Raw genomic sequence first — 23,657 nt, 5'->3', positions numbered from 1 at the left:
CCGTGACATTTGAAGAAAGTCGCAATTCTGAAAACTTATTTGTCTATTCTTGTGAGTCACTGTAATTTTTGCGTTTGTCTATTGGTCAGGGAGAGAGAAGATGAAGTTAATGAAGCGTGGCGTCGCGCTGGCGCTCATCGCCGCATGGGGGCTGGCAAGCCTGCCCGCTCAGGCGTATGAAAAAGATAAAACCTATAAAATAACCATTCTGCATACTAACGATCATCACGGCCATTTCTGGCGCAGCGAATACGGTGAATATGGCCTGTCGGCGCAAAAAACGCTGGTGGACGGCATTCGCAAAGAGGTGGCGGCCCAGGGGGGCAGCGTGCTGCTGCTCTCGGGCGGGGATATCAATACCGGCGTACCGGAATCCGACTTACAGGATGCGGAGCCTGATTTCCGCGGCATGAATTTAATCGGTTACGACGCGATGGCCGTCGGAAACCACGAGTTTGATAATCCGCTGAGCGTATTGCGCCAGCAGGAGAAGTGGTCCAAATTCCCGTTCCTCTCCGCCAATATTTATCAGAAAAGCACCGGCGAACGCCTGTTTAAGCCCTGGGCGCTGTTCAAGCGTCAGGATCTGAAGATTGCGGTTATCGGATTAACGACTGACGACACGGCTAAAATTGGCAACCCTGAATATTTTACCGATATCGAATTCCGTAAACCGGCGGACGAGGCGAAGCTGGTTATTCAGGAATTGCAGCAGAATGAAAAACCGGACGTGATTATCGCCACCACCCACATGGGGCACTACGACAACGGTCAGCACGGCTCTAACGCGCCGGGCGACGTGGAGATGGCGCGCAGCCTCCCGGCTGGCTCGCTGGCGATGATTGTGGGCGGTCACTCTCAGGATCCGGTCTGTATGGCCTCTGAGAACAAAAAGCAGGTGGATTATGTGCCGGGCACGCCGTGCGCGCCGGATCGTCAGAACGGGATCTGGATTGTGCAGGCCCACGAGTGGGGCAAATACGTTGGCCGCGCGGATTTCGAGTTCCGTAACGGCAAGATGAAGCTGGTGCACTATCAGCTTATCCCGGTCAATCTGAAGAAAAAAGTGACCTACCCGGACGGCAAAAGCGAGCGCGTGCTTTATACCCCGGAAATCGCTGAAAACCAGCAGATGCTCTCCCTGCTGACGCCGTTCCAGAGCAAGGGTAAAGCGCAGCTGGATGTAAAGATCGGTACGCTTAACGGTCGGCTGGAGGGCGATCGCAGCAAAGTTCGCTTTGTGCAGACCAACATGGGGCATCTGGTGCTGGCCGCGCAAATGGCGCGCACGAATGCGGACTTCGCCGTGATGAGCGGCGGCGGTATCCGCGATTCCATCGAAGGCGGAAACATCACCTACAAAGACGTGCTTAAAGTGCAGCCGTTTGGCAACGTGGTGGTGTATGCGGATATGAGCGGGAAAGAGGTCATTGACTACCTCACCGCCGTGGCGCAGATGAAGCCGGACTCCGGGGCGTATCCGCAGTTCGCTAACGTCAGCTTCGTGGCGAAGGACGGCAAGCTCAACGATCTCAAAATCAAAGGCGAGCCGGTCGATCCGGCGAAAACCTACCGTCTGGCAACGCTAAGCTTTAACGCCACCGGCGGCGATGGTTATCCGCATATTGATAACAAACCGGGCTACGTGAATACCGGGTTTATCGATGCGGAGGTGCTGAAGCAGTATATCCAGCAAAATTCCCCGATTGACGTGAACGCGTACGAGCCGAAGGGCGAGGTGAGCTGGCAGTAGCGTTGTGCGGCCTGATGCCCTCACTCCAACCCTCAGCCCACCGGGCTGAGGGATCCCCACAAAATAATGCCTGCACGGAGGACTCCCTCTCCCTTGAGGGAGAGGGTTGGGGTGAGGGGGAACATATGGTTGTAGAGGTAATTCCGTTCACTTTAAATTCCTTGCTACTCTTTAACGGCATGACTTGTGAACGTGCCATGGCGGCTCAATCGCCGCCACCGGGCAACGTTCTCAATCCCGGCGCGCGATATCCGCAAATTGCGCGTCCAGCATTTTCGCCAGATCGCCGGCGGCCAGCTCAATATCCAGCCCGCGTTTGCCGCCAGAAATATAGATCGTCTCAAATTCCTGTGAAGGGGCATCGATCAGCGTCGGCAGGCGTTTTTTCTGCCCCAGAGGGCTGATGCCGCCCACGAGGTAGCCGGTGGTACGTTGCGCAACCGTCGGGTCCGCCATATCCACCTTTTTCGCACCCAGCGCCTTGGCGACTTTCTTCAGGTCAAGCTGTCCGGCGACGGGCGTTACCGCCACGGCGAGGTGCTTCATGTCCCCGTTCACCGCGACCAGCAGCGTTTTATAAACCCGGTCCGCGTTCAGCCCCAGCTTGCGCACCACTTCATCACCAAAGTTGGTTTCGTTCGGATCGTGATCGTAGGTGTGGATCCGGAAAGTAATGTTGTTTTTTTCGAGTAATTTAACGGCGGGAGTCATGGCTATCCTTCCTGCGACAGACGATTAATGCCAGCAGCATACGCCTGACGTTTGTCTAAAAAATAGCACCATCTTGCGCAATAGTATTGGCAGTGATGGTCACTTTGAGCGACAATCGGCTCAACCGAAGGTCACTTCGGCATAATAAAAACGATGAAATTCCTCTTTGACGGGCCAATAGCGATATTGGCCATTTTTTTATTTCAGCAGCGACGGCAGGTTCCCTTCTCCGTACAAATGCAGCGCGCCAACCGCGACAACATAGTGACCGGCAGGCAGGGCGTGCAGCGTTTCCCGCCATGCCCGGTTGCGCGCGTTCATCAGTACGTCATACAGCGATTCGCTGAACGTCGACGGTAGCGCAAGCCTGCTTCCCGTGGGCGGTGCATCCAGCCACCAGCCAATCATGGTTTGCAGCAGACGCGCGTTGGTGTGCCAGTGGGTCAGGGTGTCATCCAGCAGCATCAGGCCGTCATCGGGAAGCTGTTGCAGGAGAGCGATCTGGCTGTCCGTGCCTTCCAGTTCGATGACCGGGAGGTTGCGCGCCCTTGCCGCGTTAAGCAGCTGATAGTCTATTCCGTAATCGCCGCGTAGCCCAAGGCGCTGCGCCTGTGTCGCCTGCAACACCATGGCAATTTGCCACAGGGGCAGGGTGTCGAGCATGGAGAGCGAGACCCCGGTTTCGTCCGCGAGGCGCGTCAGTTCGCTAAGCTGCGCTTCGCTGAGGCGTTCCGCAAGAGGGCGGTCGCTCTCCAGCCCCGCAAACGGTGACTCATGACCCGATATATCGGCCTCAACGACCAGCGCGTCGGCATTCCTGAGCAGTTTTATCAGGCCGGCTGGCAGCGGGGACATGTCCTGCGTGCCCATATGGATGCTGCCAACGAGGTGCAGATGTTGCCCGCCGGGAAGAGAGACATCCATACCGGGCCAGGGATAGCGACGAGGGAAAAGGGCGCGAAACGATGCTTTTATACGATTAAACAGACCCATACGCGCTCCATGAACGGAAAGGTTCATGCTAGCGCGTAGGAGAACAAGGTTCAATCCTTCGGTTTAAAGCGCAGCAGACGGTTGGCGTTACTCACCACGGTAATTGACGAGAGCGCCATCGCCGCACCCGCAACCACCGGGTTCAGCAGGGTGCCGGTCAGCGGCCACAAAATGCCGGCAGCAATCGGAATGCCCAGCGAGTTATAGACGAACGCGCCGAGCAGGTTTTGCTTCATGTTGCGCAACGTGGCTTTCGATATCGCCAGCGCATCCGCCACGCCCATCAGGCTGTGGCGCATCAGGGTTATCGCGGCGGTTTCAATGGCGACGTCGCTCCCGCCACCCATGGCAATTCCCACGTCAGCCTGAGCCAGCGCCGGAGCGTCGTTAATGCCGTCACCCACCATCGCCACCTGACGACCTTCGTCCTGCAGCTTCCTGATGGCGTCCGCTTTCCCATCCGGGAGTACGCCAGCGATTACCTCGTCAATGCCTGCTTCTTTGGCGATGGCGTTAGCGGTGGTCGGATTATCGCCGGTCAGCATCACCAGGCGGTAGCCCACATGGTGCAGGCGCTGAAGGGCGTCCACGCTGTCCTGGCGTAGCGGGTCGCGCACGGCAAGCAGCGCCGCCGCCTGACCATCAATCGCCAGCAGAACCGGCGTCGCGCCCCGAGAAGCCTGCGCGTTCAGCTCATCTTCTAACGCGGACGTATCAACACCGTTTTCATTCAGCAGCGCCTGATTACCCAGCAGCAGCGCGTGCCCTTCGGCTTCACCGCTGATGCCTGAACCTCGCAGCGTGCGGAAGTTGCTTACCTGCGGCAGGCGGATAGTTCCGGCCTTCTCCGCGATGGCGCGGGCCAGCGGGTGGCTGGAACCTTGCTCCAGCGCGGCGGCAAGGCGTAGCGCGTCAGCCTCCGGGAAGCCAGCGGTTTTTACCGCCACCACCTGCGGCTTGCCTTCGGTCAGCGTACCGGTTTTATCAAAGACAATCGTATCCAGCGTGCTCGCCCGCTGCAGCGCATCGGCATCACGGACCAGCACGCCAAACTCGGCGGCGCGCCCGACGCCAGAGATAATCGACATCGGCGTTGCCAGGCCAAGCGCGCAGGGGCAGGCGATGATCAGCACCGTGGTGGCGATTACCAGGGTGTAGACAATCTGCGGTGCCGGGCCGAAGAAATACCAGATTGCCGCGCTCAGCAGGGCAATACCGACTACCACCGGCACAAAAATGGCGGAAATTTTATCGGCAAGCTGACCAATCTCCGGCTTGCTGCTCTGGGCCTGGCGGACCATGCGAATGATGCGCGACAGGGTAGTGTGGCTACCGACGGCGCTGGCGCGGAACAGCACGCTGCCGTCCTGCACCACCGTACCCGCATGCACCGCGTCGCCCTGCGATTTCTGCTGAGGAACGGGTTCCCCGGTCAGCATCGCTTCATCAAGCCACGCGTCGCCCTGGGTGATTTCACCGTCAACGGGCACGCGGTCGCCGGTGGTCAGGCGCAGCGTCATACCCGGCTGTACCTGGGCGAGCGGCACGCTTTGCTCCCCGTCGTCCGTCACCACGCGGGCCGTCGGCGGGGTTAAATCGAGCAATCTTTCCAGCGCCTTCGACGAGCGCTGACGAGCGCGCGCTTCCAGCATATGGCCCAGGTTAATCAGGCCGATAATCATCGCGCTGGCTTCATAATAGAGATGGCGGGCTTCCATCGGGAACCACTGGGGCCAGACGTTTACGCTCATCGAGTACAGCCAGGCGGCGCCCGTTCCGAGCGCGACCAGCGTATCCATCGTCGCCGTGCGGTTTTTCAGGCTTTTCCAGGCGCTGGTATAAAAATGGCCGCCTGCAAATACCATCACCGCAAGGGTAATGAGGCCAATCACCAGCCACAGCGTGCGGTTATTAGCGGTGACCATCATGTTGTCACCCATCATGCCCCACACCATCACCGGGATACCCACCAGCAGGGCGACAATCGCCTGCCAGCGGAAGCGCTTCATGGTAGCAATAGCCGTTTCCTGCTGGCGCTCGCGGCGCTCGGCATCGTCTTCGATGGCCTCAGCCCCGTAGCCCGCTTTTTCTACGGCCTGCACTAAATCTGCGGCGGAGGCACTGCCCATCACCAGCGCGGTGCGCTCCGCAAGGTTTACCCGTGCCTGTGCGACGCCCGGAACCGCCTGAAGGGCATTCTGTACGCGTGAAACGCAGCTGGCGCAGCTCATGCCGTTGATCAGCAGCTGTTGGCTGTCATCAATATCATCCGCTGCCGGAAGCTCAGGAGTGGCCGCTGTCAGTGCTTCCGACGGGGATGATGACTCTGCCAGCGGTTTAGCCTTTGGGTGGCTTAACTCCGCCCCGTAACCGGCCTGCTTAATGGTATCAATCAGCGCGTCGGCGCTGGCGCTGCCGGTTACGGCGGCACGATCGATAGTCACCTCTGCGCTTTCGACGTCAGGACGCTGTTCCAGGCTTTCTTTAACGCGTTTGACGCAGTGGCCGCAGGAGAGGCCATCCAGCGTCAGGTCAATAGTGTGAGACATAACAAAACTCCCGTATAATAGTCTGGTCAGTTGTTGACCGGAGTAACGCTTTTCGCTAACTGTTATGAAGGTTAAACCTTCCATCAAGGGGAAGGTCAAGGGGGGAAATGTGAATATCAGTGATGTTGCGAAAAAAACCGGCTTAACCAGCAAAGCGATTCGCTTTTATGAAGAAAAAGGGCTGGTGACGCCACCGTTGCGCAGTGAGAACGGCTACCGCAGCTATACGCAACTGCACCTTGATGAACTGACGTTACTGCGCCAGGCAAGACAGGTGGGGTTTAACCTCGAAGAGTGCGGCGAACTGGTTAACCTGTTTAACGATCCGAAGCGCCACAGTGCGGACGTGAAAAAACGCACGCTGGAAAAGGTCGCGGAGATTGAACGCCACATCATCGAGCTACAGGCGATGCGCGAACAGCTGCTGCAGCTGGCTGAATCCTGCCCGGGGGACGACAGCGCCGAATGCCCGATTATCGATAATCTTTCCGGCTGCTGCCATCGTAAAACGCATGCTTAACAGGCCTTAACCCGCAGGGTTATCCCTTCCACCGCAATGACCTCAACCCGCGTTCCGGCGCTGAGGTCATCGTCGGCCATCACCGGCCACGAGCTGTCGCCCACGCGCATATGGCCGCGTCCGTTGATCAGCGCGGTATCGAGCGTAAACCGTTTACCCACGATCTGCTGCCCGCGCTGGTTGAGATGCGCATCGACCGGTTTCTGCGCCTGTACCCGTTTGTTCAGCCAGCGCCACCACAGCCAGGCGGCCACCAGCGTCAGGCCGGCAAACAGGGCGCCCTGCCACTCCCAGCCGACAGGCAGCAGCCAGACGAGCAGCCCGGTAATCACCGCGGCAACGCCGCTCCAGAGCAGGTAACCGTTGCCGCCAAGCATCTCGGCGGCCAGCAGCAGGCCGCCAAGGCTTAGCCAGAACGCATGAGGATGTGCAACGATGAACTCAATCATTTTTTACGCTCGTTTCCGCTGTCTTTGATCAGTTCGGTAATCCCCGCGATAGAGCCCATCAGGCTGCTGGCGTCCAGCGGCATCATCACCACCTTGCTGTTGTTCGCGGAGCCAATCTCCTTCAGCGCATCGGTATATTTTTGCGCGACGAAGTAGTTCACCGCCTGAATGTCCCCGGCGGCGATCGCCTCTGACACCATCTGCGTGGCGCGCGCTTCTGCTTCTGCGGAACGTTCACGCGCTTCCGCCTGCAGGAAGGCGGACTGCCGCTCGCCCTCGGCTTTCAGGATCTGCGACTGTTTTTCCCCTTCCGCTTTGAGGATCTCGGCCTGACGCACCCCTTCGGCTTCCAGAATATAGGCACGCTTGGTACGCTCGGCCTTCATCTGGGCGTTCATGGAGGCGATCAGCTCTGCCGGTGGGCGCACGTCGCGGATCTCAATGCGGGTGACCTTAATCCCCCACGGATTGGTTGCCTGATCGACAATATGCAGCAGGCGGGTATTAATGCTGTCGCGCTGGGAGAGCATCTCATCCAGCTCCATCGAGCCAAGCACGGTACGGATGTTGGTCATCGTCAGGTTGACGATGGCCAGCTCCAGGTTGCTCACCTCATAGGCCGCTTTCGGCGCGTCAATGACCTGAATAAAACAGACCGCGTCGATGGTGACGTTGGCGTTATCCTTCGAAATGACTTCCTGCGAAGGGATATCCAGCACCTGCTCCATCATGTTGATCTTGCGGCCAATTCGGTCCATGAACGGGACGATCAGGCTTAACCCAGGCTGAAGGGTGGTGGTATAACGGCCAAAGCGCTCAACGGTCCACTGGTAACCCTGCGGAACAATCTTGACGCCTGCGCCAACGATAACCAGCGCAACGAAAATAAGTACGGGTATAACGATGAGCATAAAAACCTCCTGTTTTGCATGCTGTAACGAGAAAAACGGCGTAATTGTTGAACGTAAGTATATCGGCTAACGGGCTGGATTTCGCCCCTGTAAAGAGGTGGGAACCGGACTGGTAAAAATAAAACGCCCCGCCCGGAGAGCAGGGCGCAGAATATTAGTTTTCTGAGTGGGTGTAACTGAAGTCGGTGATAAACCCGTCACCGGCGTCAGCGATGGCTTTCGATAACCCCTGATAGTATTTTTCCAGCCCGATGGCCTCTATCTGCCGGATCTGCTCACGAATGGGGGTGCAAAACAGGATTGCATTACCCGCGCCGACGCGTTTGTTATTGGGCGGCAGATCCCCCGCGATCGCCTTAAACCAGGTTCTGATCCCCTGCTTTAAGCTGTGCGGTGCCCTGGCGAGATCCTCCCGGCCGGTCAGCACCTGTAGGGTCGGAAATTCGTTAGCGTTAACGGCCGCTTTCATACGCGCGAAGAACGCGGTGAAAAGCTCGAATGAGCCGAGATCCGTAACGCGAGGCTTGGTGGTTTTGCCGTTTTTATTCCCCATTTTTCCGGCAGGCGCCGCGGGTGCCGGCACCACGTTGACCTTATGCAGGTCCAGACCAAACAGCAGGTTGCAGTGCGCGCGGCGCTCTTTGAGCGGGTAGGACATCAGCACCTCGATAAACTCGGTCGCCTTTACCTCGGCCAGGTCATGGTTGATCAGCCACTGGGAGCGGGCAAATTCCGCAGGCGTGACGAACCAGTCCGGCACGTCGGTAAAACGCCTGGATTTACCCTTGCCGTCAAATTCCAGAAAGTAGGCCCCGTCATCGAAAGCAAAATAGCAGTTCTTAAAGCTGCCAATCGTGGTGTTGACGATGAGCGCCTTCTTAACAAAATCGACCACCTCTGCACCCATAACAAAACGCGTGAGTTCCGAAGAATTGATGACTTCCATTAATGTTTCGACATCAGGAACGCCTGGCTTCAGGGAAGAAAACTCGTAAAAGATATGTGTCATGCGGCTTACTACCTGTAGTGATAGAGGTGACAATTAGCAAACAAAAAGTTTAACACTAGCCATAGCTTAAGGCTATTCGCACTGTGAACCTGAAAGGATTATGCTACAGGCTGTTCATACAAAAGCGGTTAATGGAATCGGAATGGATAATAAAAAAAATCTTCTGGATATCAGGGACGTTGGGTTTCGCGTGGGGGACAATACGATCCTTCAGCACGTCGATTTTTGCCTTTCACCGGGTGAGTTCAAGCTTATTACCGGGCCATCCGGCTGCGGCAAAAGTACGCTCCTCAAAATTGTGGCGTCGTTACTGAGCCCAACGGAGGGAACGATCCTTTTTGAAGGCAAGGATATTGCTACGCTTTCACCGGAACGCTATCGCCAGCAGGTGTCCTACTGCGTGCAAACGCCGTCGCTGTTTGGCAATACGGTTTACGACAATCTGATTTTTCCCTGGCAAATCCGCAGCCAAACGCCTGAACCTGAGAAGTTTACCGCCGATCTGGCCCGGTTTGGGCTTTCGAAGGAGACGCTGACCAAATCGATCAATGACCTGTCGGGCGGGGAAAAGCAGCGCGTATCGCTGATCCGTAACCTGCAGTTCTTGCCGAAGGTGCTGTTGCTGGACGAGATCACCAGCGCGCTGGATGACGCCAACAAGCGCAACGTCAACGACATTATTCATCGCTACGCCCGGGAACAGCATATTGCCGTACTCTGGGTGACGCACGATTCTAACGAAATTACCCATGCGGATGACGTCATCACGCTCGTGCCGAAGGGCGGAAAAATGCAGGAGGCTGGCCGTGGGTGAGCATAATATAACGAACGAATCGCTGGCGCTGTCGATGGTGCTGGTGCTGGTGGCGATTGTAGTGAGCTACCGGGAAAAGCTGGGGCTGGAAAAAGACATCCTGTGGAGTATCGCCCGCGCGGTGATCCAGCTCATCATCGTTGGCTATGTGCTGAAATACATCTTCAACGTCAACCATGCGGTGTTGACCCTGCTGATGGTGCTGTTTATCTGCTTTAACGCGGCGTGGAACGCGCAAAAGCGCAGTAAATACATCGATAAAGCCTTTATCTCTTCGCTTATCGCCATTACTACCGGAACCGCATTAACGCTGGCCGTGCTGGTACTGTCCGGATCGATCGAGTTTACCCCGATGCAGGTGATCCCCATTACCGGGATGATTGCGGGTAATGCGATGGTGGCGGTGGGGCTGTGCTACAACAACCTGGGGCAGCGCTTCAGCAGCGAGCAGCAGCAGCTTCAGGAAAAGCTGAGCCTGGGGGCAACGCCGAAGGTGGCCTCGGCGCAATTGATGCGCGACAGCATTCGTTCATCGCTGATCCCAACCGTGGATTCCGCAAAAACGGTGGGGCTGGTGAGCTTACCGGGGATGATGTCAGGGCTGATTTTTGCCGGCATCGATCCGGTCAAAGCGATTAAGTATCAGATTATGGTGACGTTCATGCTGCTCGCAACGGCGAGCCTGTCGACGATCGTTGCCTGCTACTTAACCTATCGGAAATTCTACAACTCACGTCACCAGCTTGTGGCGTCATCGTTGAAAAACGAGCGGTGAGGGGGGCCCGGTAAGCGCGAGCGCTACCGGGCATCCGGCATCAGTACAGCAGCGCGTACAGCTGACGACGATACTTCGACGCCAGCGCGTCTCCGGTGCCGAGCGCGGCCAGGATATCCTGGAATACCTTACGCGCCTGCCCGTCTGCGGCGGCCAGATCCGTTTGCAGATGGCCGAACAGCAGGGCCAGCGCCTCTTCGTTGCGGCCGACCTGATGCAGCTGGAGCGCAAGCTGGCTTGCCAGCGCGGCATCCGCCGGGTTATCCGCCACCTGCTGCTGGAGCTGCTGAATTTCCGGGGTATCGGCCGCCTGCTTCAGCAGTTCAATCTGCGCCACCAGCCCCTGATAACGGGTGTCCTGATCCTGCATTGGCACCGTTTTCAGCACCGCTTCCGCGTCTTCCGGGCGGTGCAGCGCAATCTGGGTCTCAGCCAGCAGCAGACCAATCTGGCTGTTCTGATTCGACAGCTGCCACGCGTCTTTTAACAGCGGCAGCGCCTCGTCGTATTTACCTTCCTGCATCAGCGCCATGGCTTCCTGCGCCTTCAGCTCTTCTTCGCGCGGCAGGACTTTGTCCAGCAGGGCGCGGATCGCTTCTTCCGGCTGCGGCCCCTGGAAGCCGTCGACCGGCTGCCCGTTCTGGAACAGGTAGACGGTTGGGATCGCACGAAGGCCAAACTGGGAGGCCACCATCGGCTCGGCGTCGCAATCCAGCTTCGCCAGGATGAACTGACCACCGTATTGCGCTGCAAGGCTTTCCAGGACTGGCGTCAGCTGCAGGCAGTGTTGGCTGCGTTCAGACCAGAAGTAGAACAGCACCGGTGTAGTCATCGACTGTTCGAGCGTCTGTTGCAGGTTAGCTTCAGTGATGTTGACGATATTCTGTACGGACATGCGGCATTCTCTTTTGTCGGTTTACTCTTTACATGGGGGTAAGCGTCGTCGCTTCAACTCAACCCTGCAAAATTTTGTCCATCATCCGTCCCGGCAGCAGGCGTTTTAACCAGCCGACGGCATGGGTCACCAGCGTGACCGGATAGCGCATTTTTGGGTTGTCGCTCTCAAAAGCGTGGCGCACTTTGGCGACAACCGCTTCCGGCCCAAGCGTAAAACGCGCGGCAATACCGGGGTTTTCGACCGGTTTGTCCGCCTGCGTCTGGTTAACGTTTTCCGTAAAGCGGGTGCGGATGGGACCAGGCTCAATCAGGCTGACCTTGATCCCGCTGTGGCGCAGCTCCATGCGCAGCGCATCGGACCACGCTTCAAGGGCATACTTGCTGGCAGCGTAAGCACCGCGGCCCGGCGTGGAGATCAGGCCCATGACCGAGGAGGTCATCACGATGCGCCCTTCGCCGTGCGGCAGCATGGCGGGGAGAAGGCGCATGGTGAGCTGATGCGCGCCGAAGACGTTAGCGGAGAACTGCTGCTCCAGCTGTTCCCGTGAGAGGGCCTGTAGCGGACCGTACACGCCGTAGCCCGCGTTGTTGAACAGGCCGTAAAGACGATTGTTGGTCAGGGCGATGACCTCATCGGCGGCCTGGTCCACGCTCTCTGGCGAATCCAGATCCAGCAGGATGCCGGTAAGGCCTAGCCCTCTCATGCGTTCCACATCATCGGGTTTGCGGCAGGCTGCCAGCACCCAAAACCCCTGACGCTTCAGTTCAAGGGCGCTTTCAAGGCCAATTCCGCTGGAACATCCTGTTATTAAGACCGATTTTTGCATAACTTTACCTGTCAGGTTCTCAGCTGTTTGACGAGTCATGTTTTACTAAAGGTGCCAGCCGGGTTGCCATCCAGTCGGCAATAAACAGCTGGGCATCGCGATTGGGGTGAATACCATCGTCCTGCATCCACTGGGGCTTGAGGTAGACCTCCTCCATGAAAAATGGCAGCAGCGGAATATCAAACTCTTTGGCAAGCTTAGGATAGATAGCGCTAAACGCCTCATTATACCGACGACCGTAGTTAGCGGGCAGGCGAATTTGCATCAGCAGCGGCCGGGCGTTAGCGGCCTTAATCGTCTGCAGAATGGTACGCAGCGTTTGCTCCGTCTGCTGCGGCTGGAAGCCGCGCAGGCCGTCGTTGCCGCCCAGTTCAACCAGCACCCATCGCGGTTGATGCTGCTTAAGCAGGGCAGGCAGGCGCGATAAGCCCTGCTGCGACGTATCGCCGCTGATGCTGCCGTTAACGACAGACGTCCGGGACTGCCATTTGTCATTGAGCAGGGCGGGCCAGGCCGCACTGGCGGCCATGCGATAGCCCGCGCTCAGGCTATCGCCCAGAATCAATAACGTGTCCGCAGCCGCCGCGCGGAAGGTCATCAGCATCAAAAACAGGAAGGGCAAATGCCAGCGGAAAACATTGTTGAAGTTCATCGTCTTAAGAAGTCCGTCGGTCAGGGAGAACACGAGCTTTCCATCCTCACCGGAGTTGAACTCGTTGTCAAACGTGCCGAAACCATCGCCCTCATTGGTGAATCCGGTTCCGGCAAGTCCACGCTGCTGGCGATCCTGGCCGGTCTGGACGACGGCAGCAGTGGGGAAGTGAACCTTGTCGGCCAGCCCCTTCATGCGCTGGATGAAGAGGCGCGCGCCGCGCTGCGTGCCCGGCATATCGGGTTTGTGTTTCAGTCCTTCATGCTTATCCCAACCCTGAACGCGCTGGAAAACGTCGAGCTGCCGGGCCTGCTGCGCGGTGAAAATACCCGTGAAAGCCGCGACCACGCCAGAGCGTTGCTGGAACAGCTGGGGCTGGGGAAACGTCTCGACCACCTTCCGGCGCAGCTTTCCGGCGGTGAGCAGCAGCGCGTGGCGCTGGCCAGGGCGTTTAACGGACGCCCGGACGTGCTGTTTGCCGATGAGCCTACGGGCAACCTCGACCGCAAAACCGGCGACAGAATTGCCGACCTGCTGTTTTCGCTCAACCGCGAGCACGGCACCACGCTGATTCTGGTCACCCACGATCTGCAGCTGGCCGCCCGCTGCGACCGCCGCCTGCGGCTGGTGAACGGTATTCTTCAGGAGGAAGCATGATTGCCCGCTGGTTCTGGCGCGAATGGCGCTCGCCCTCGCTGCTGATTGTCTGGCTGGCGTTAAGCCTGGCGGTAGCCTGCGTGCTGGCGCTCGGCAGCGTCAGCGACCGCATGGAAAAAGGGCTCAGCCAGCAGAGCCGGGAGTTTATGGCCGGGGACAGGACGCTGCAAAGCTCTCGCCCCGTGCCGCCGGGCTGGATCGAGGCAGCGCGCAAGGAGGGGCTGAAGGTAGGGGAGCAGATCACCTTCCAGACCATGACCTTCGCCGGTGATACGCCGCAGCTTGCCAGCGTGAAGGCCGTGGACGACATCTATCCGATGTACGGTGAATTACAAACCAGCCCGCCGGGGCTAAAACCCACCTCCGGTACGGTGCTGCTGGCATCGCGCCTGATGGCGCTATTGAACCTCAAACCCGGCGACAGTATCGACGTTGGCGACGCAACCCTCAAAATTGCCGGGGAGGTAGTGCAGGAGCCCGACTCCGGGTTTAACCCGTTTCAGCTCGCGCCGCGTCTGCTGATGAACACCGCTGACGTGGCGAAAACCAGTGCCGTTCAGCCGGGAAGCCGCGTTACCTGGCGCTATAAGTTTGGCGGCACGCCTGCGCAGCTGGAGGCGTATGAAAAATGGCTCCAGCCGCAGCTCAAGCCGGAACACCGCTGGTACGGGCTGGAGCAGGATGAAGGGGCGCTCGGCAAATCCCTCGAACGTTCTCAGCAGTTCCTGCTGCTGTCGGCACTGCTGACCCTGCTGCTGGCCATAGCGGCCGTTGCGGTGGCGATGGGGCACTACTGCCGCAGCCGTTACGATCTGGTGGCGATCCTCAAAACCCTCGGCGCGGGACGTGCGCAGCTGCGCAGGCTGATCGTCGGCCAGTGGCTGATGGTGCTGGCGCTGTCGGCCGTTACCGGCGGGGCGATAGGGCTGCTGTTTGAAAAGCTGCTGATGGTGCTGCTCAAGCCGGTGCTGCCCGCCGCGCTGCCCCCGGCAAGCCTCTGGCCGTGGCTCTGGGCCATCGGCGCGATGACGGTGATCTCCCTGCTGGTGGGGTTACGCCCGTACCGGCTGCTGCTCGCAACGCAGCCGCTGCGCGTGCTGCGCCGCGATGTGGTGGCGAACGTCTGGCCGCTGAAGTTTTACCTGCCGGTGATAATTGCGGTGGCGGTCGGGCTGCTGGCCTGGCTGATGGGCGGCAGCACGCTGCTGTGGGCGGTGCTGGCGGGCGCGGTGGTGCTGGCGCTTCTGTGCGGCGCGCTGGGCTGGCTGCTGCTCAGCCTGCTCAAAAAGCTGACCGTGAAATCGCTGCCCGTGCGGCTGGCGGTGAACCGTCTGCTGCATCAGCCGTGGTCCACCCTCAGCCAGCTTTCGGCGTTTTCGCTGTCGTTTATGCTGCTGGCGCTTCTGCTGGTGCTGCGCGGGGATCTGCTGGACCGCTGGCAGCAGCAGCTTCCGCCGGAAAGCCCGAACTATTTCCTGATCAACATCGCTCCTGAGCAGGTGACGCCGCTGAAGGGCTTCCTGTCCGAGCACCACATTATCCCCGAGTCGTTCTACCCGATCGTGCGTGCCCGGCTGACGCAGATCAACGGCCAGTCGACGGAGGGAAATAAAGATGAGTCGCTCAACCGCGAGTTGAACCTGACCTGGCAGGCGAAGCGGCCGGACCACAACCCGATTGTCGCCGGCAGCTGGCCGCCTGAAGCGGGAGAAGTCTCAATGGAGGAGGGGCTGGCGACGCGCCTGAACGTGAAGCTGGGGGATACCGTGACCTTTACCGGCGACACGCAGGACTTCAGCGCCAGGGTTACCAGCCTGCGCAAGGTCGACTGGGAAAGCCTGCGGCCTAACTTCTTTTTCATCTTCCCGCCGGGCGCGCTGGACGGGCAGCCGCAGAGCTGGCTGACCAGCTTCCGCTGGGAAAATGGCAACGGCATGCTGACGCAGCTTAACCGGGAGTTTCCGACGGTGAGCCTGCTGGACATCGGCGCGATCCTCAGACAGGTCGGGCAGGTGCTGGAGCAGGTGAGCCGAGCGCTGGAGGTGATGGTGGTGCTGGTGACGATCTGCGGCGTGCTGTTGCTGCTGGCGCAGGTGCAGGTCGGCATGCGTCAGCGTCACCAGGAGCTGGTGGTCTACCGCACGCTGGGCGCAGGCAAGCGACTGCTGCGCGCCACGCTCTGGAGCGAGTTCGCCCTGCTTGGGCTGGTGGCGGGCCTGGTGGCGGCCATCGGCGCGGAAACCGCGCTGGCGGTGCTCCAGTCGAAAGTGTTCGATTTCCCATGGCAGCCTGACTGGCGGCTGTGGCTCACGCTGCCTGTCTGCGGCGCCGTTCTGCTGTCCCTGTGCGGCGGCTGGCTCGGTACGCGCCTGTTAAAAGGAAAAGCGCTGTTCCGCCAGTTTGTGAGCTAGTTTACCCTCGTGATGGTTACGCGCCGGCGTATGTGCTGGTGCGTAACCCTTTAACGGCACAAATCGTTAATCACCCTACGTTTAGTAGCACAAAACATTAAAAACCCGCCCACACAGTGCGAATATTTCCGGTTAATATTCACCAGCTAAATATTTAGCAGCGTGTCTATCAAGGAAAAATAATGACTATAAGAAAAACAGCGCTGGCGACAACGATCGGCGCAGCAGTGGCATTGGCTTCTTTCGCATCTCAGGCGGAAATCACCATTCTGAAACAGGATCCGCAGGCGGGTAACCCGCTGAGCCGACTGAACTTCACCGTTGGCGGCAGTATCCGTCCACAGTTCCAGAACATGACCGGCGATGACGGCAAAAACAGCTACAAGCGTAACGGCTTTGACGGCGGCACCCGCTTCCGTTTCGCAGCGGACTACTACCTGTTCGATGACATCAGCTGGATCACCTACTACGAGCTGGGTGTGAACATTCCGGCACAGTTTAACTGGGATAATCACTACGCCGACGGCGCGCACGACACCTCTCGCCGCATGCTCTATACCGGCCTGAAAAGCGACACCTGGGGTACGCTGACCTTCGGCCAGCAGAACAGCGTGTACTATGACGTGGTGGGCGCAAAAACCGATATCTGGGACTACGACATGATCGGTCAGGCACCGGGTAACGGGATCAACGGCGACTACGACGGCTCTTATCGTTCACGTCAGATGCTGAAATACAAGAAAACCGTCGGCGATGCAGATATCTATGCCTCTTACCTGTTTGAGGACAGCGAATACCTGCCGGGCAACGGCCTGCGCTACAAGCGTAAAGGCGGCGGTTCACTGGGTATCGATTACCACCTGACCACCGATCTGACCTGGGGCGCCGCGTGGAACTACACCCGTGCCGACATGCGTAACCCGGACAACGGCGACAGCAAAACCTACGACCAGAATATCCTCGGTACCGCGCTGAGCTGGACGCCGGATAACTGGACCTTCTCCGCGGGCGGCGGCTGGTATCAGAACTTTATGACCAGCAAAAAAGTGTCGGTTAACGACTACTTCGCCGGTGACGCATGGGGTATTGAATACTTTGCCGGCTATAAATTCCCGGTCGGTCAGTACGCGGTGAAATCCATCCAGCCGTACTTCATGGGCGACCGCATTGAGTACGTGAACGGCCGTAACTACCAGCGCACCGATAACGGCGTGGGCATCAGCTTCCAGCTGGACTACGGTTTCCGCGTGGATTACGAACACGTGTTCACGTCCAGCACCGACAACCTGGGCGATATGAACCTGGTGCGTCTGCGTTACGACTTCTAAGGTTGAACCACAGGGTGCGGCCTGATGTCCTCACCCTGGCCCTCTCCCACGGGGAGAGGGAACAAACGCTTAAAGCGGCAACGTGGTTGCCGTCTTTTAGCGATTAAGCCAGTCAGCGACCTCGCCATACGTCCCACGATAGACAATCTTCTCCGCCTTTTTCTCCAGCTGATAGCCGTACATCGGATCGTAATAGTCGTTCAGGAGCGGCACAAGCCAGCTGAAGTGCGCGTCAGTGCTGCCGGTACGCTGCTGCTCGGCTAGGGCTGCGTCCAGCAGCGCCGTAAACTCCGCGAAGCGCTGCAGCCCGAGCCGGCGGCGAATGGCGAACAGGCCGTGGTGGAGATACTCGCTGTACGCCTTCCATCCTGCTTCATCCCCGTAGGCGGCAGAAAAATCTGCCCACATGTGGTCGAAATACTCCTCGCGCAGGCGCTCAAGACGGATCTCAAACGAATCTTCGACCACCACGATAGGGGCTTCAGCCATGCGGTCACGCAGGCATTCCGGCAGGTGGTTAGAGCCAATCATCCGGCCTTCATCCTCCAGCACCCAGCGCGCGGCGTCTTTTTTCAGCAGCGCGACGGCAAGGTGATTCTCGAAGCTCGCCTGTGAAAGCTGCGGCGTGAGCGTGCGGCCAAACGATGAGCCGCGGTGGTGCGCCAGCCCTTCCAGATCGATACCCTGCGCATGCTGCTTCACCAGCAGCGTTTTTCCGTTTCCGGTACAGCCGCCGATAAGCACCATCGGCTTTTGCGACTGCTCGGCGGTGACCTGAATCGCCGTCTGACGCAGGGCCTTATAGCCGCCGCGGATCAGCGGATAGTCGATACCCGCCTCCTTCAGCCAGGCCTGTGAAATATGTGAACGCTGGCCGCCGCGCGCGCAGCACAGGTAGCCCTCAGGGTGAGCAAGGCAGGCTTCGCGCCAGGCGCCGATCCGCGCCTCACGCGTTTCGCCGTTTACCAGGCTATGGCCGAGCGCCAGCGCGGCGTCGGGACCCTGACGCTTGTAGCAGGTGCCGACGGCGGCGCGCTCGTCGTCGTTCATTAAGGGCAGGTTGAGTGCGCCAGGCATCGCACCCTGGGCAAATTCGATCGGCGCGCGAACGTCGATTAATGGGGTATCAGACGCGAGGATCGCGCGATAGTCCGTTCCATCGTTCATGGTGATTCCAGAAGAAAACTGAGCAGCAATGGGCGGGAATTGTACGCCGGGGAAGGGGAAGGTCAACTCCCCGGCGCAGATAGGGCTTACCTGAGCTTTGATTGTGCCCAGACAATGCCGCTCGCGTACTCTGGCGGCAGCAGAGGGACAATCGCTTCCAGGGTGGCGCTCAGGCGATCGGTATCGGTGTCGTTCAGGTTGAGGTGGCCCACCTTACGGCCCGCGCGAACCTCTTTGTCGTACCAGTGCAGGTGCACCAGCGGCAGCTTCAGCCAGTCGTAGTTCAGATCGGTGCCGATCAGGTTGATCATCACCGACGGGCTGGTTACCACCGGCTGCGGCAGGGGCAGGTCGGTAATGGCGCGCAGGTGCAGCTCAAACTGGCTGATGGAGGCGCCGTTTTGCGTCCAGTGGCCGCTGTTGTGTACGCGCGGGGCCAGTTCGTTAATCAGCAGACCCGACGGCGTGACGAAACACTCCATCGCCATAACGCCCACGTAGCCCAGCTCGTGCATGATGGCTGAAAGCATCTCCTCCGCCTGCGCCTGCTGGTCAGCATTGGCCTGCGGGAAGACGACGCTGGTGCGCAGAATGCCGTCCTGATGCAGGTTGTGCGTGAGGGGATAAAAAACCGTACGGCCGTCGTGGCCGCGCGCGCCAACCAGCGACACTTCGCCGCTGAAGTTAATCCCCTGCTCAACGATGCACTCGCCGTAGCAGTCATCCGGCAGCTCTGCGGTCTCGTGCGCGCGCAGACGCCACTGCCCGCGACCGTCGTAGCCGCCGACGCGCCGCTTCACAATCGCCAGCTCGCCCAGCATCGCGAAGACGTCGCTCCACTCGCTTTTATCGGACAGCAGCTGCCACGGCGCGGTTGCCAGCCCGAGCTTGTCGAAAAGCTGCTTTTGCGTCAGGCGGTCGGCAACGATCGGGAACACGTCGCGGTTTACAAAGGCGTTATGGCGCGCCAGTTCACGCGTCAGGGCGGTTTCCGGCCAGCGTTCAATCTCGGCGGTGATCACGCTCTGATGGAACGGCACGGCTTCCGGTTCGGCATCCAGTCCGACCGGCCAGACGGAAATACCCAGCGGTTCACCGGCCTGGCGCAGCATACGGCCAAGCTGACCGTTACCGAGAACGCAAACCTGCTTCATGCCGCACCCCGCGGATCCGGGTTATCCAGCACCTCATCGGTCTGGGCTTTACGCCAGTCCGCCAGGCCCTGGTGGAGGTCTTTATCGTGGGTGGCAAGGATCTGCGCCGCCAGCAGCGCGGCGTTTGCCGCACCCGCTTTGCCAATTGCCAGCGTGCCGACGGGAATGCCGCGCGGCATCTGGACGATAGAATAGAGGCTGTCGACTCCGCTTAATGCGGCGCTCTGTACCGGCACACCCAGTACCGGCACCAGCGTTTTAGCGGCAATCATGCCCGGCAGATGTGCCGCGCCGCCCGCACCGGCAACGATCACCTCGTAACCGTTCTCTTCGGCGCTTTCGGCGAAGCTGAACAGTTTGTCCGGCGTGCGGTGTGCGGAAACCACTTCTACGTGGTGCGGAACATTCAGGATTTCAAAGATTTCGGCGGCGAACTGCATGGTAGCCCAGTCGCTTTTGGACCCCATCACGATGGCGACACGCGCCGGATTATTGCGGGAAGACATGCGTCTTAAAACTCCTGTGGTGCGGAACACACTGCTTTCGAGGGCACAGAGAATAGCATGTAATACCGGCAAGGAAAACGGTTGCGTGGTTGAGAAATGGGCGAAAAGACGAGAAGCCGTTAAAACGGGAAGGAGATCAGCTCCACACCTTCCGGCGTGACTTTTACCATTGATCCTTCGCTATGCCACGCGCCTAAAACCACGCGATGGGCGGGCTCGCCGTTGGCGACAAGGGAGTGCACGTCGGGGCGATGGGTATGACCGTGGATCAGCCACTGGACGCGATGCTTCTCCATCACGCTAACCACCGCCTGCGGGTTAACGTCCATGATGGTCATCAACTTACTGCTGTTGGCGGCTTTGCTGCCCGCGCGCATTCTGGCGGCGATGCGGCTGCGGATAAAGAGCGGCAGAGCGAGAAACAGTTTTTGGATCCACGGGGTGTGGACCCTGGCGCGAAACGCCAGATAGCCGGTATCGTCGGTGCAAAGCGTGTCGCCGTGCATGATCAACACCTTGCGGCCATAGAGGTCGAGCACCTGTTCTTCCGGCAGCAGCAGCATGCCGCTCTCGCGGGCATAGCGTTTGCCGATCAGAAAATCACGGTTGCCGTGAATGAAATAGCAGGGGACACCGTTATCAACCAGCGCTTTGATGGCGGCTGCCATTTCACGGTGCAGCGGGTTCGGATCGTCGTCGCCGATCCAGGCTTCAAACAGGTCGCCCAGAATGTACAGCGCGTCGGCGCTTTTCGCTTCACCGCGTAAAAAACGCAGAAAACCGGCGGTAATCGCCGGTTCTTCCGTTTGCAGATGCAGATCCGCAATAAAGAGTGTCGCCACGAATTACTCGCTGACGGTCACGCTTGTGATCACAACGTCTTCTTTAGGAACGTCCTGGTGCATGCCGCTGCGGCCAGTAGAAACGGCTTTGATCTTGTCGACCACGTCCATTCCTTCAACCACTTCGGCGAACACGCAGTAGCCCCAGCCCTGCAGGCTTTCGCCAGAGAAGTTCAGGAAGTCGTTGTCCGCCACGTTAATGAAGAACTGTGCGGTTGCAGAGTGCGGGGCCTGAGTACGGGCCATTGCCAGCGTACCACGGGTGTTTTTCAGGCCGTTGTTCGCTTCGTTTTTGATCGCTTCTTTGGTCTCTTTCTGGCGCATGCCAGGCTCGAAACCGCCGCCCTGGATCATAAAGCCGTTGATCACACGGTGGAAGATAGTGTTGTTGTAGAAACCTTCGCGGCAGTAGTCCAGGAAGTTTTTAACTGTTTCAGGCGCTTTGTCATCAAAGGTTTTGATTACGATATCGCCATGATTAGTGTGGAAAGTAACCATTTTTGCATCCTGTTCCGTTATTGTGGTGCGTCGACCCGTGCTCGGGTCACATATAGGGGCTTGTTATAGCATAACCACAGGACACGATCACCTTGCATTGTGTGCTGACCGTGCTCCCAATTATGGGTATTATAAGGAACAAACAATCCACACACGTGTTTACATGGAATCTTCGATGTTAAAAATCTTTAATACAATGACGCGCCAAAAAGAGGAATTTAAACCTATCCATGCCGGGGAAGTCGGCATGTACGTGTGTGGTATTACGGTTTACGATCTCTGTCATATCGGCCATGGCCGTACCTTTGTCGCGTTCGATGTGGTGTCACGCTACCTGCGCTTCCTGGGCTATAACCTGAAGTATGTGCGCAACATCACCGACATCGACGACAAGATCATTAAGCGCGCTAATGAAAATGGCGAAAGCTTTGTGGCGCTGGTGGATCGCATGATCGCTGAAATGCACAAGGACTTTGACGCCTTAAATATTCTGCGCCCGGACAGCGAGCCGCGCGCAACCCACCACATTCATGAAATTATCGAGATCACCGAAAAGCTGATCGCGCGCGGTCACGCCTATGTGGCGGACAACGGCGACGTCATGTTCTCGGTGCCGACGGATCCAACCTACGGTGCGCTTTCCCGTCAGGATCTGGAGCAGCTCCAGGCCGGTGCGCGCGTTGACGTGGTTGACGTGAAGCGTAACCCGATGGACTTCGTGCTGTGGAAGATGTCCAAAGAGGGCGAACCAAGCTGGCCATCCCCGTGGGGCGAAGGCCGTCCGGGCTGGCACATTGAGTGTTCAGCGATGAACTGCAAACAGCTGGGTAACCATTTCGACATTCACGGGGGCGGTTCGGATCTGATGTTCCCGCACCACGAAAACGAAATCGCGCAGTCTACCTGCGCGCACGGCGGCGAGTACGTGAACTACTGGATGCACTCCGGGATGGTGATGGTGGATCGCGAGAAGATGTCTAAATCGCTGGGCAACTTCTTCACCGTGCGTGACGTGCTGAAGTATTACGACGCGGAAACCGTGCGCTACTTCCTGATGTCCGGCCACTACCGCAGCCAGCTGAACTACAGCGAAGAGAACCTGAAGCAGGCGCGCTCTGCGCTCGAGCGTCTGTACACCGCCCTGCGCGGCACCGACCGGTCTGTTCCGGCCGCAGGCGGCGAGGCGTTCGAAGCCCGCTTCATTGAGGTTATGAACGACGACTTCAACACGCCGGAAGCCTACTCGGTGCTGTTCGACATGGCGCGTGAGGTGAACCGCCTGAAGTCAGAGGACATGGCAGCGGCCAATGCGCTGGCGTCTCATCTGCGTAAGCTCTCTTCCGTGCTCGGCCTGCTGGAGCAGGAGCCGGACGTGTTCCTGCAAAGCGGCGCGCAGGCGGACGACGGCGAAGTGGCGGAAATCGAAGCGCTGATTAAGGCGCGTTTCGAGGCGCGTCAGGCGAAAGACTGGGCGGCAGCGGATGCGGCGCGTAACCGACTGACCGAGATGGGTATTATTCTGGAAGACGGCCCGCAGGGTACCACCTGGCGTCGTAAGTAAGTCTGGTGCGCGCTGATGCCCTCACCCCAGCCCTCTCCCACAGGGAGAGGGTGCAAACACTAAAAACGGCAACGTGAGTTGCCGTTTTGCTTTTACCTCCGCTTCCACCACAGCAATCCCATCAGCACCGCCCCCGGCAGCCACACCCACAGCAGTTCCGAAATAATGACCTGATGCCCGTACGGCGTGGTATAGCGCGACAGCGCAAACGGCGCGACTTTTATGACCTGCCACGGCGCAAAGAAGCGTTCATCTGACCATGGCCACAGCCAGCCGACGCCTTTCCCGCCGGTGGTAACAGAATCCAGCAGGCTGTGCGACAGCAGCGACACGGTTAAAAACAGCCAGCAGCGCGTCAGGCTGGCCCTGAACCATCGTCGACCCGCCAGCACGCAGAGTATGGGCACCACAAAGGCAAACAGCAGCGAATGGGTAAAGCCCCGGTGGCCGAAAATATTGCCGTAGGCAACGCCGAATTTAAACGCCAGCACGTCGGCATCCGGCAGCATGGCGAGGACGATCCCGACAAACAACAGGCGGGGAGGGATGATTTTTGTTCCGAGCCCTAAGCCCAGACACAGGGGAACAGCGGCGTGGGTGATAACGGTAGGCATTGCATTTATCCATGGCAAATCATGGAAATATAGCAGCAGTTTCCTTCCGGCAAACCCGT

At 58.7% G+C, this 23,657-nt stretch carries 23 protein-coding genes; 8 read left to right on the top strand and 15 right to left on the bottom strand.

Annotated elements, in window-relative coordinates; all coding sequences use genetic code 11:
- The first annotated feature begins 100 nt into the window (after positions 1-100).
- A complete protein-coding gene (gene ushA, locus HWQ14_RS22035) occupies positions 101-1,753 on the top strand; it encodes a bifunctional UDP-sugar hydrolase/5'-nucleotidase UshA (protein ID WP_176611018.1) in 1,653 nt (550 codons plus the stop codon).
- A 231-nt stretch (positions 1,754-1,984) separates the two neighbouring features.
- Here the strand turns inward: ushA and ybaK are convergent, their stop codons facing one another.
- The 3 genes from ybaK to copA form a co-directional block, all read right to left on the bottom strand.
- Entirely contained in the window at positions 1,985-2,464 is a 480-nt protein-coding gene (ybaK, locus tag HWQ14_RS22030; protein WP_176611017.1) for a Cys-tRNA(Pro)/Cys-tRNA(Cys) deacylase YbaK, read from the bottom strand.
- Positions 2,465-2,662: 198 nt separating this feature from the next.
- Positions 2,663-3,457 (bottom strand): TraB/GumN family protein, encoded by a 795-nt coding sequence (locus HWQ14_RS22025; RefSeq protein WP_176611016.1) that lies wholly within the window; start codon positions 3,455-3,457, stop codon positions 2,663-2,665.
- A 50-nt stretch (positions 3,458-3,507) separates the two neighbouring features.
- Positions 3,508-6,006 carry a copper-exporting P-type ATPase CopA gene (gene copA / locus HWQ14_RS22020; protein WP_176611015.1) on the bottom strand — a complete coding sequence of 833 codons (2,499 nt, stop codon included), beginning with the start codon at positions 6,004-6,006 and terminating at the stop codon, positions 3,508-3,510.
- Positions 6,007-6,115: 109 nt separating this feature from the next.
- Between copA and cueR the strand changes: the two genes are divergently transcribed.
- Positions 6,116-6,526: a Cu(I)-responsive transcriptional regulator gene (gene cueR, locus HWQ14_RS22015; protein WP_017383222.1), complete on the top strand. Its 411-nt coding sequence runs from the start codon at positions 6,116-6,118 to the stop codon at positions 6,524-6,526.
- Here cueR and HWQ14_RS22010 read toward each other — a convergent pair.
- From HWQ14_RS22010 to HWQ14_RS22000, 3 genes are all read right to left on the bottom strand, one after another.
- Positions 6,523-6,975, bottom strand: a complete 453-nt coding sequence (locus tag HWQ14_RS22010; protein ID WP_176611014.1) for an NfeD family protein — start codon at positions 6,973-6,975, stop codon at positions 6,523-6,525. The genes cueR and HWQ14_RS22010 overlap by 4 nt on opposite strands.
- Entirely contained in the window at positions 6,972-7,886 is a 915-nt protein-coding gene (locus tag HWQ14_RS22005) for an SPFH domain-containing protein (RefSeq protein WP_148419404.1), read from the bottom strand. Before HWQ14_RS22005 ends, HWQ14_RS22010 begins: the two co-directional genes overlap by 4 nt.
- A gap of 154 nt (positions 7,887-8,040) precedes the next feature.
- Positions 8,041-8,895: a hypothetical protein gene (locus tag HWQ14_RS22000; RefSeq protein WP_176611013.1), complete on the bottom strand. Its 855-nt coding sequence runs from the start codon at positions 8,893-8,895 to the stop codon at positions 8,041-8,043.
- Positions 8,896-9,037: 142 nt separating this feature from the next.
- On the opposite strand from HWQ14_RS22000, the gene fetA reads away from it, so the two are divergent.
- Positions 9,038-9,709: an iron efflux ABC transporter ATP-binding subunit FetA gene (gene fetA / locus HWQ14_RS21995; RefSeq protein ID WP_176611012.1), complete on the top strand. Its 672-nt coding sequence runs from the start codon at positions 9,038-9,040 to the stop codon at positions 9,707-9,709.
- Complete coding sequence (gene fetB / locus HWQ14_RS21990) at positions 9,702-10,484, top strand: iron efflux ABC transporter permease subunit FetB (protein ID WP_176611011.1); 783 nt, start codon at positions 9,702-9,704, stop codon at positions 10,482-10,484. The genes fetA and fetB overlap by 8 nt, the downstream gene beginning before the upstream one ends.
- Positions 10,485-10,524: 40 nt before the next feature.
- Here the strand turns inward: fetB and HWQ14_RS21985 are convergent, their stop codons facing one another.
- From HWQ14_RS21985 to tesA, 3 genes are read right to left on the bottom strand one after another with little or no spacing between them, the layout of a single operon-like run.
- Positions 10,525-11,379 (bottom strand): co-chaperone YbbN, encoded by an 855-nt coding sequence (locus HWQ14_RS21985; protein ID WP_148419400.1) that lies wholly within the window; start codon positions 11,377-11,379, stop codon positions 10,525-10,527.
- Positions 11,380-11,437: 58 nt separating this feature from the next.
- Positions 11,438-12,247: an SDR family oxidoreductase gene (locus HWQ14_RS21980; protein ID WP_176611010.1), complete on the bottom strand. Its 810-nt coding sequence runs from the start codon at positions 12,245-12,247 to the stop codon at positions 11,438-11,440.
- A complete protein-coding gene (gene tesA, locus HWQ14_RS21975; protein WP_176611009.1) occupies positions 12,228-12,860 on the bottom strand; it encodes a multifunctional acyl-CoA thioesterase I/protease I/lysophospholipase L1 in 633 nt (210 codons plus the stop codon). Before tesA ends, HWQ14_RS21980 begins: the two co-directional genes overlap by 20 nt.
- Here tesA and ybbA point away from each other — a divergent pair.
- From ybbA to HWQ14_RS21960, 3 genes are all read left to right on the top strand, one after another.
- On the top strand, positions 12,831-13,517 hold the full coding sequence (gene ybbA / locus HWQ14_RS21970; protein ID WP_176611008.1) for a putative ABC transporter ATP-binding protein YbbA: 687 nt from the start codon (positions 12,831-12,833) through the stop codon (positions 13,515-13,517). The genes tesA and ybbA overlap by 30 nt on opposite strands.
- Positions 13,514-15,928 carry a putative ABC transporter permease subunit YbbP gene (gene ybbP / locus HWQ14_RS21965; protein ID WP_176611007.1) on the top strand — a complete coding sequence of 805 codons (2,415 nt, stop codon included), beginning with the start codon at positions 13,514-13,516 and terminating at the stop codon, positions 15,926-15,928. The genes ybbA and ybbP overlap by 4 nt, the downstream gene beginning before the upstream one ends.
- 182 nt (positions 15,929-16,110) lie before the next feature.
- Positions 16,111-17,256 carry a porin gene (locus tag HWQ14_RS21960; RefSeq protein ID WP_176611006.1) on the top strand — a complete coding sequence of 382 codons (1,146 nt, stop codon included), beginning with the start codon at positions 16,111-16,113 and terminating at the stop codon, positions 17,254-17,256.
- Between the two features lie 96 nt (positions 17,257-17,352).
- Here the strand turns inward: HWQ14_RS21960 and mnmH are convergent, their stop codons facing one another.
- From mnmH to ppiB, 5 genes are all read right to left on the bottom strand, one after another.
- Positions 17,353-18,423: a tRNA 2-selenouridine(34) synthase MnmH gene (gene mnmH / locus HWQ14_RS21955; protein WP_176611005.1), complete on the bottom strand. Its 1,071-nt coding sequence runs from the start codon at positions 18,421-18,423 to the stop codon at positions 17,353-17,355.
- An 86-nt stretch (positions 18,424-18,509) separates the two neighbouring features.
- A complete protein-coding gene (gene purK, locus HWQ14_RS21950) occupies positions 18,510-19,577 on the bottom strand; it encodes a 5-(carboxyamino)imidazole ribonucleotide synthase (RefSeq protein WP_176611004.1) in 1,068 nt (355 codons plus the stop codon).
- Positions 19,574-20,083 carry a 5-(carboxyamino)imidazole ribonucleotide mutase gene (gene purE / locus HWQ14_RS21945; RefSeq protein WP_176611003.1) on the bottom strand — a complete coding sequence of 170 codons (510 nt, stop codon included), beginning with the start codon at positions 20,081-20,083 and terminating at the stop codon, positions 19,574-19,576. Before purE ends, purK begins: the two co-directional genes overlap by 4 nt.
- Before the next feature lie 119 nt (positions 20,084-20,202).
- Positions 20,203-20,925 (bottom strand): UDP-2,3-diacylglucosamine diphosphatase, encoded by a 723-nt coding sequence (gene lpxH / locus HWQ14_RS21940; RefSeq protein ID WP_176611002.1) that lies wholly within the window; start codon positions 20,923-20,925, stop codon positions 20,203-20,205.
- A 3-nt stretch (positions 20,926-20,928) separates the two neighbouring features.
- The gene (gene ppiB / locus HWQ14_RS21935) at positions 20,929-21,423 is read right to left on the bottom strand and encodes a peptidylprolyl isomerase B (RefSeq protein WP_000256009.1); all 495 of its coding nucleotides are present in this window, start codon (positions 21,421-21,423) and stop codon (positions 20,929-20,931) included.
- 175 nt (positions 21,424-21,598) lie between these two features.
- On the opposite strand from ppiB, the gene cysS reads away from it, so the two are divergent.
- Positions 21,599-22,984, top strand: coding sequence for a cysteine--tRNA ligase (cysS, locus tag HWQ14_RS21930; protein ID WP_176611001.1), 1,386 nt, complete (start codon positions 21,599-21,601; stop codon positions 22,982-22,984).
- Between the two features lie 92 nt (positions 22,985-23,076).
- On the opposite strand, the gene HWQ14_RS21925 is transcribed toward cysS, so the two are convergent.
- Entirely contained in the window at positions 23,077-23,598 is a 522-nt protein-coding gene (locus HWQ14_RS21925; RefSeq protein ID WP_148419389.1) for a metal-dependent hydrolase, read from the bottom strand.
- Between the last annotated feature and the right edge of the window lie 59 nt (positions 23,599-23,657).

This window comes from Enterobacter cloacae, assembly GCF_013375935.1.
Taxonomy (GTDB): Bacteria; Pseudomonadota; Gammaproteobacteria; order Enterobacterales; family Enterobacteriaceae; genus Enterobacter; species Enterobacter pasteurii.
The sequence above is the reverse complement of the archived record's forward strand: the minus strand, read 5'-3'. Positions and strand labels throughout refer to the sequence as shown.

Coding starts and splice junctions, on each gene's coding strand:
- HWQ14_RS21960 (WP_176611006.1), top strand. CDS start 16,111: ATGACTATAAGAAAAACAGCGCTGGCGACAACGATCGGCGCAGCAGTG.
- HWQ14_RS22000 (WP_176611013.1), bottom strand. CDS start 8,895: ATGACACATATCTTTTACGAGTTTTCTTCCCTGAAGCCAGGCGTTCCT.
- cysS (WP_176611001.1), top strand. CDS start 21,599: ATGTTAAAAATCTTTAATACAATGACGCGCCAAAAAGAGGAATTTAAA.
- purE (WP_176611003.1), bottom strand. CDS start 20,083: ATGTCTTCCCGCAATAATCCGGCGCGTGTCGCCATCGTGATGGGGTCC.
- ppiB (WP_000256009.1), bottom strand. CDS start 21,423: ATGGTTACTTTCCACACTAATCATGGCGATATCGTAATCAAAACCTTT.
- ushA (WP_176611018.1), top strand. CDS start 101: ATGAAGTTAATGAAGCGTGGCGTCGCGCTGGCGCTCATCGCCGCATGG.
- ybaK (WP_176611017.1), bottom strand. CDS start 2,464: ATGACTCCCGCCGTTAAATTACTCGAAAAAAACAACATTACTTTCCGG.
- tesA (WP_176611009.1), bottom strand. CDS start 12,860: ATGAACTTCAACAATGTTTTCCGCTGGCATTTGCCCTTCCTGTTTTTG.
- HWQ14_RS22005 (WP_148419404.1), bottom strand. CDS start 7,886: ATGCTCATCGTTATACCCGTACTTATTTTCGTTGCGCTGGTTATCGTT.
- HWQ14_RS22025 (WP_176611016.1), bottom strand. CDS start 3,457: ATGGGTCTGTTTAATCGTATAAAAGCATCGTTTCGCGCCCTTTTCCCT.
- purK (WP_176611004.1), bottom strand. CDS start 19,577: ATGAAGCAGGTTTGCGTTCTCGGTAACGGTCAGCTTGGCCGTATGCTG.
- HWQ14_RS22010 (WP_176611014.1), bottom strand. CDS start 6,975: ATGATTGAGTTCATCGTTGCACATCCTCATGCGTTCTGGCTAAGCCTT.
- copA (WP_176611015.1), bottom strand. CDS start 6,006: ATGTCTCACACTATTGACCTGACGCTGGATGGCCTCTCCTGCGGCCAC.
- fetA (WP_176611012.1), top strand. CDS start 9,038: ATGGATAATAAAAAAAATCTTCTGGATATCAGGGACGTTGGGTTTCGC.
- HWQ14_RS21980 (WP_176611010.1), bottom strand. CDS start 12,247: ATGACTCGTCAAACAGCTGAGAACCTGACAGGTAAAGTTATGCAAAAA.
- ybbA (WP_176611008.1), top strand. CDS start 12,831: ATGCCAGCGGAAAACATTGTTGAAGTTCATCGTCTTAAGAAGTCCGTC.
- mnmH (WP_176611005.1), bottom strand. CDS start 18,423: ATGAACGATGGAACGGACTATCGCGCGATCCTCGCGTCTGATACCCCA.
- HWQ14_RS21985 (WP_148419400.1), bottom strand. CDS start 11,379: ATGTCCGTACAGAATATCGTCAACATCACTGAAGCTAACCTGCAACAG.
- HWQ14_RS21925 (WP_148419389.1), bottom strand. CDS start 23,598: ATGCCTACCGTTATCACCCACGCCGCTGTTCCCCTGTGTCTGGGCTTA.
- ybbP (WP_176611007.1), top strand. CDS start 13,514: ATGATTGCCCGCTGGTTCTGGCGCGAATGGCGCTCGCCCTCGCTGCTG.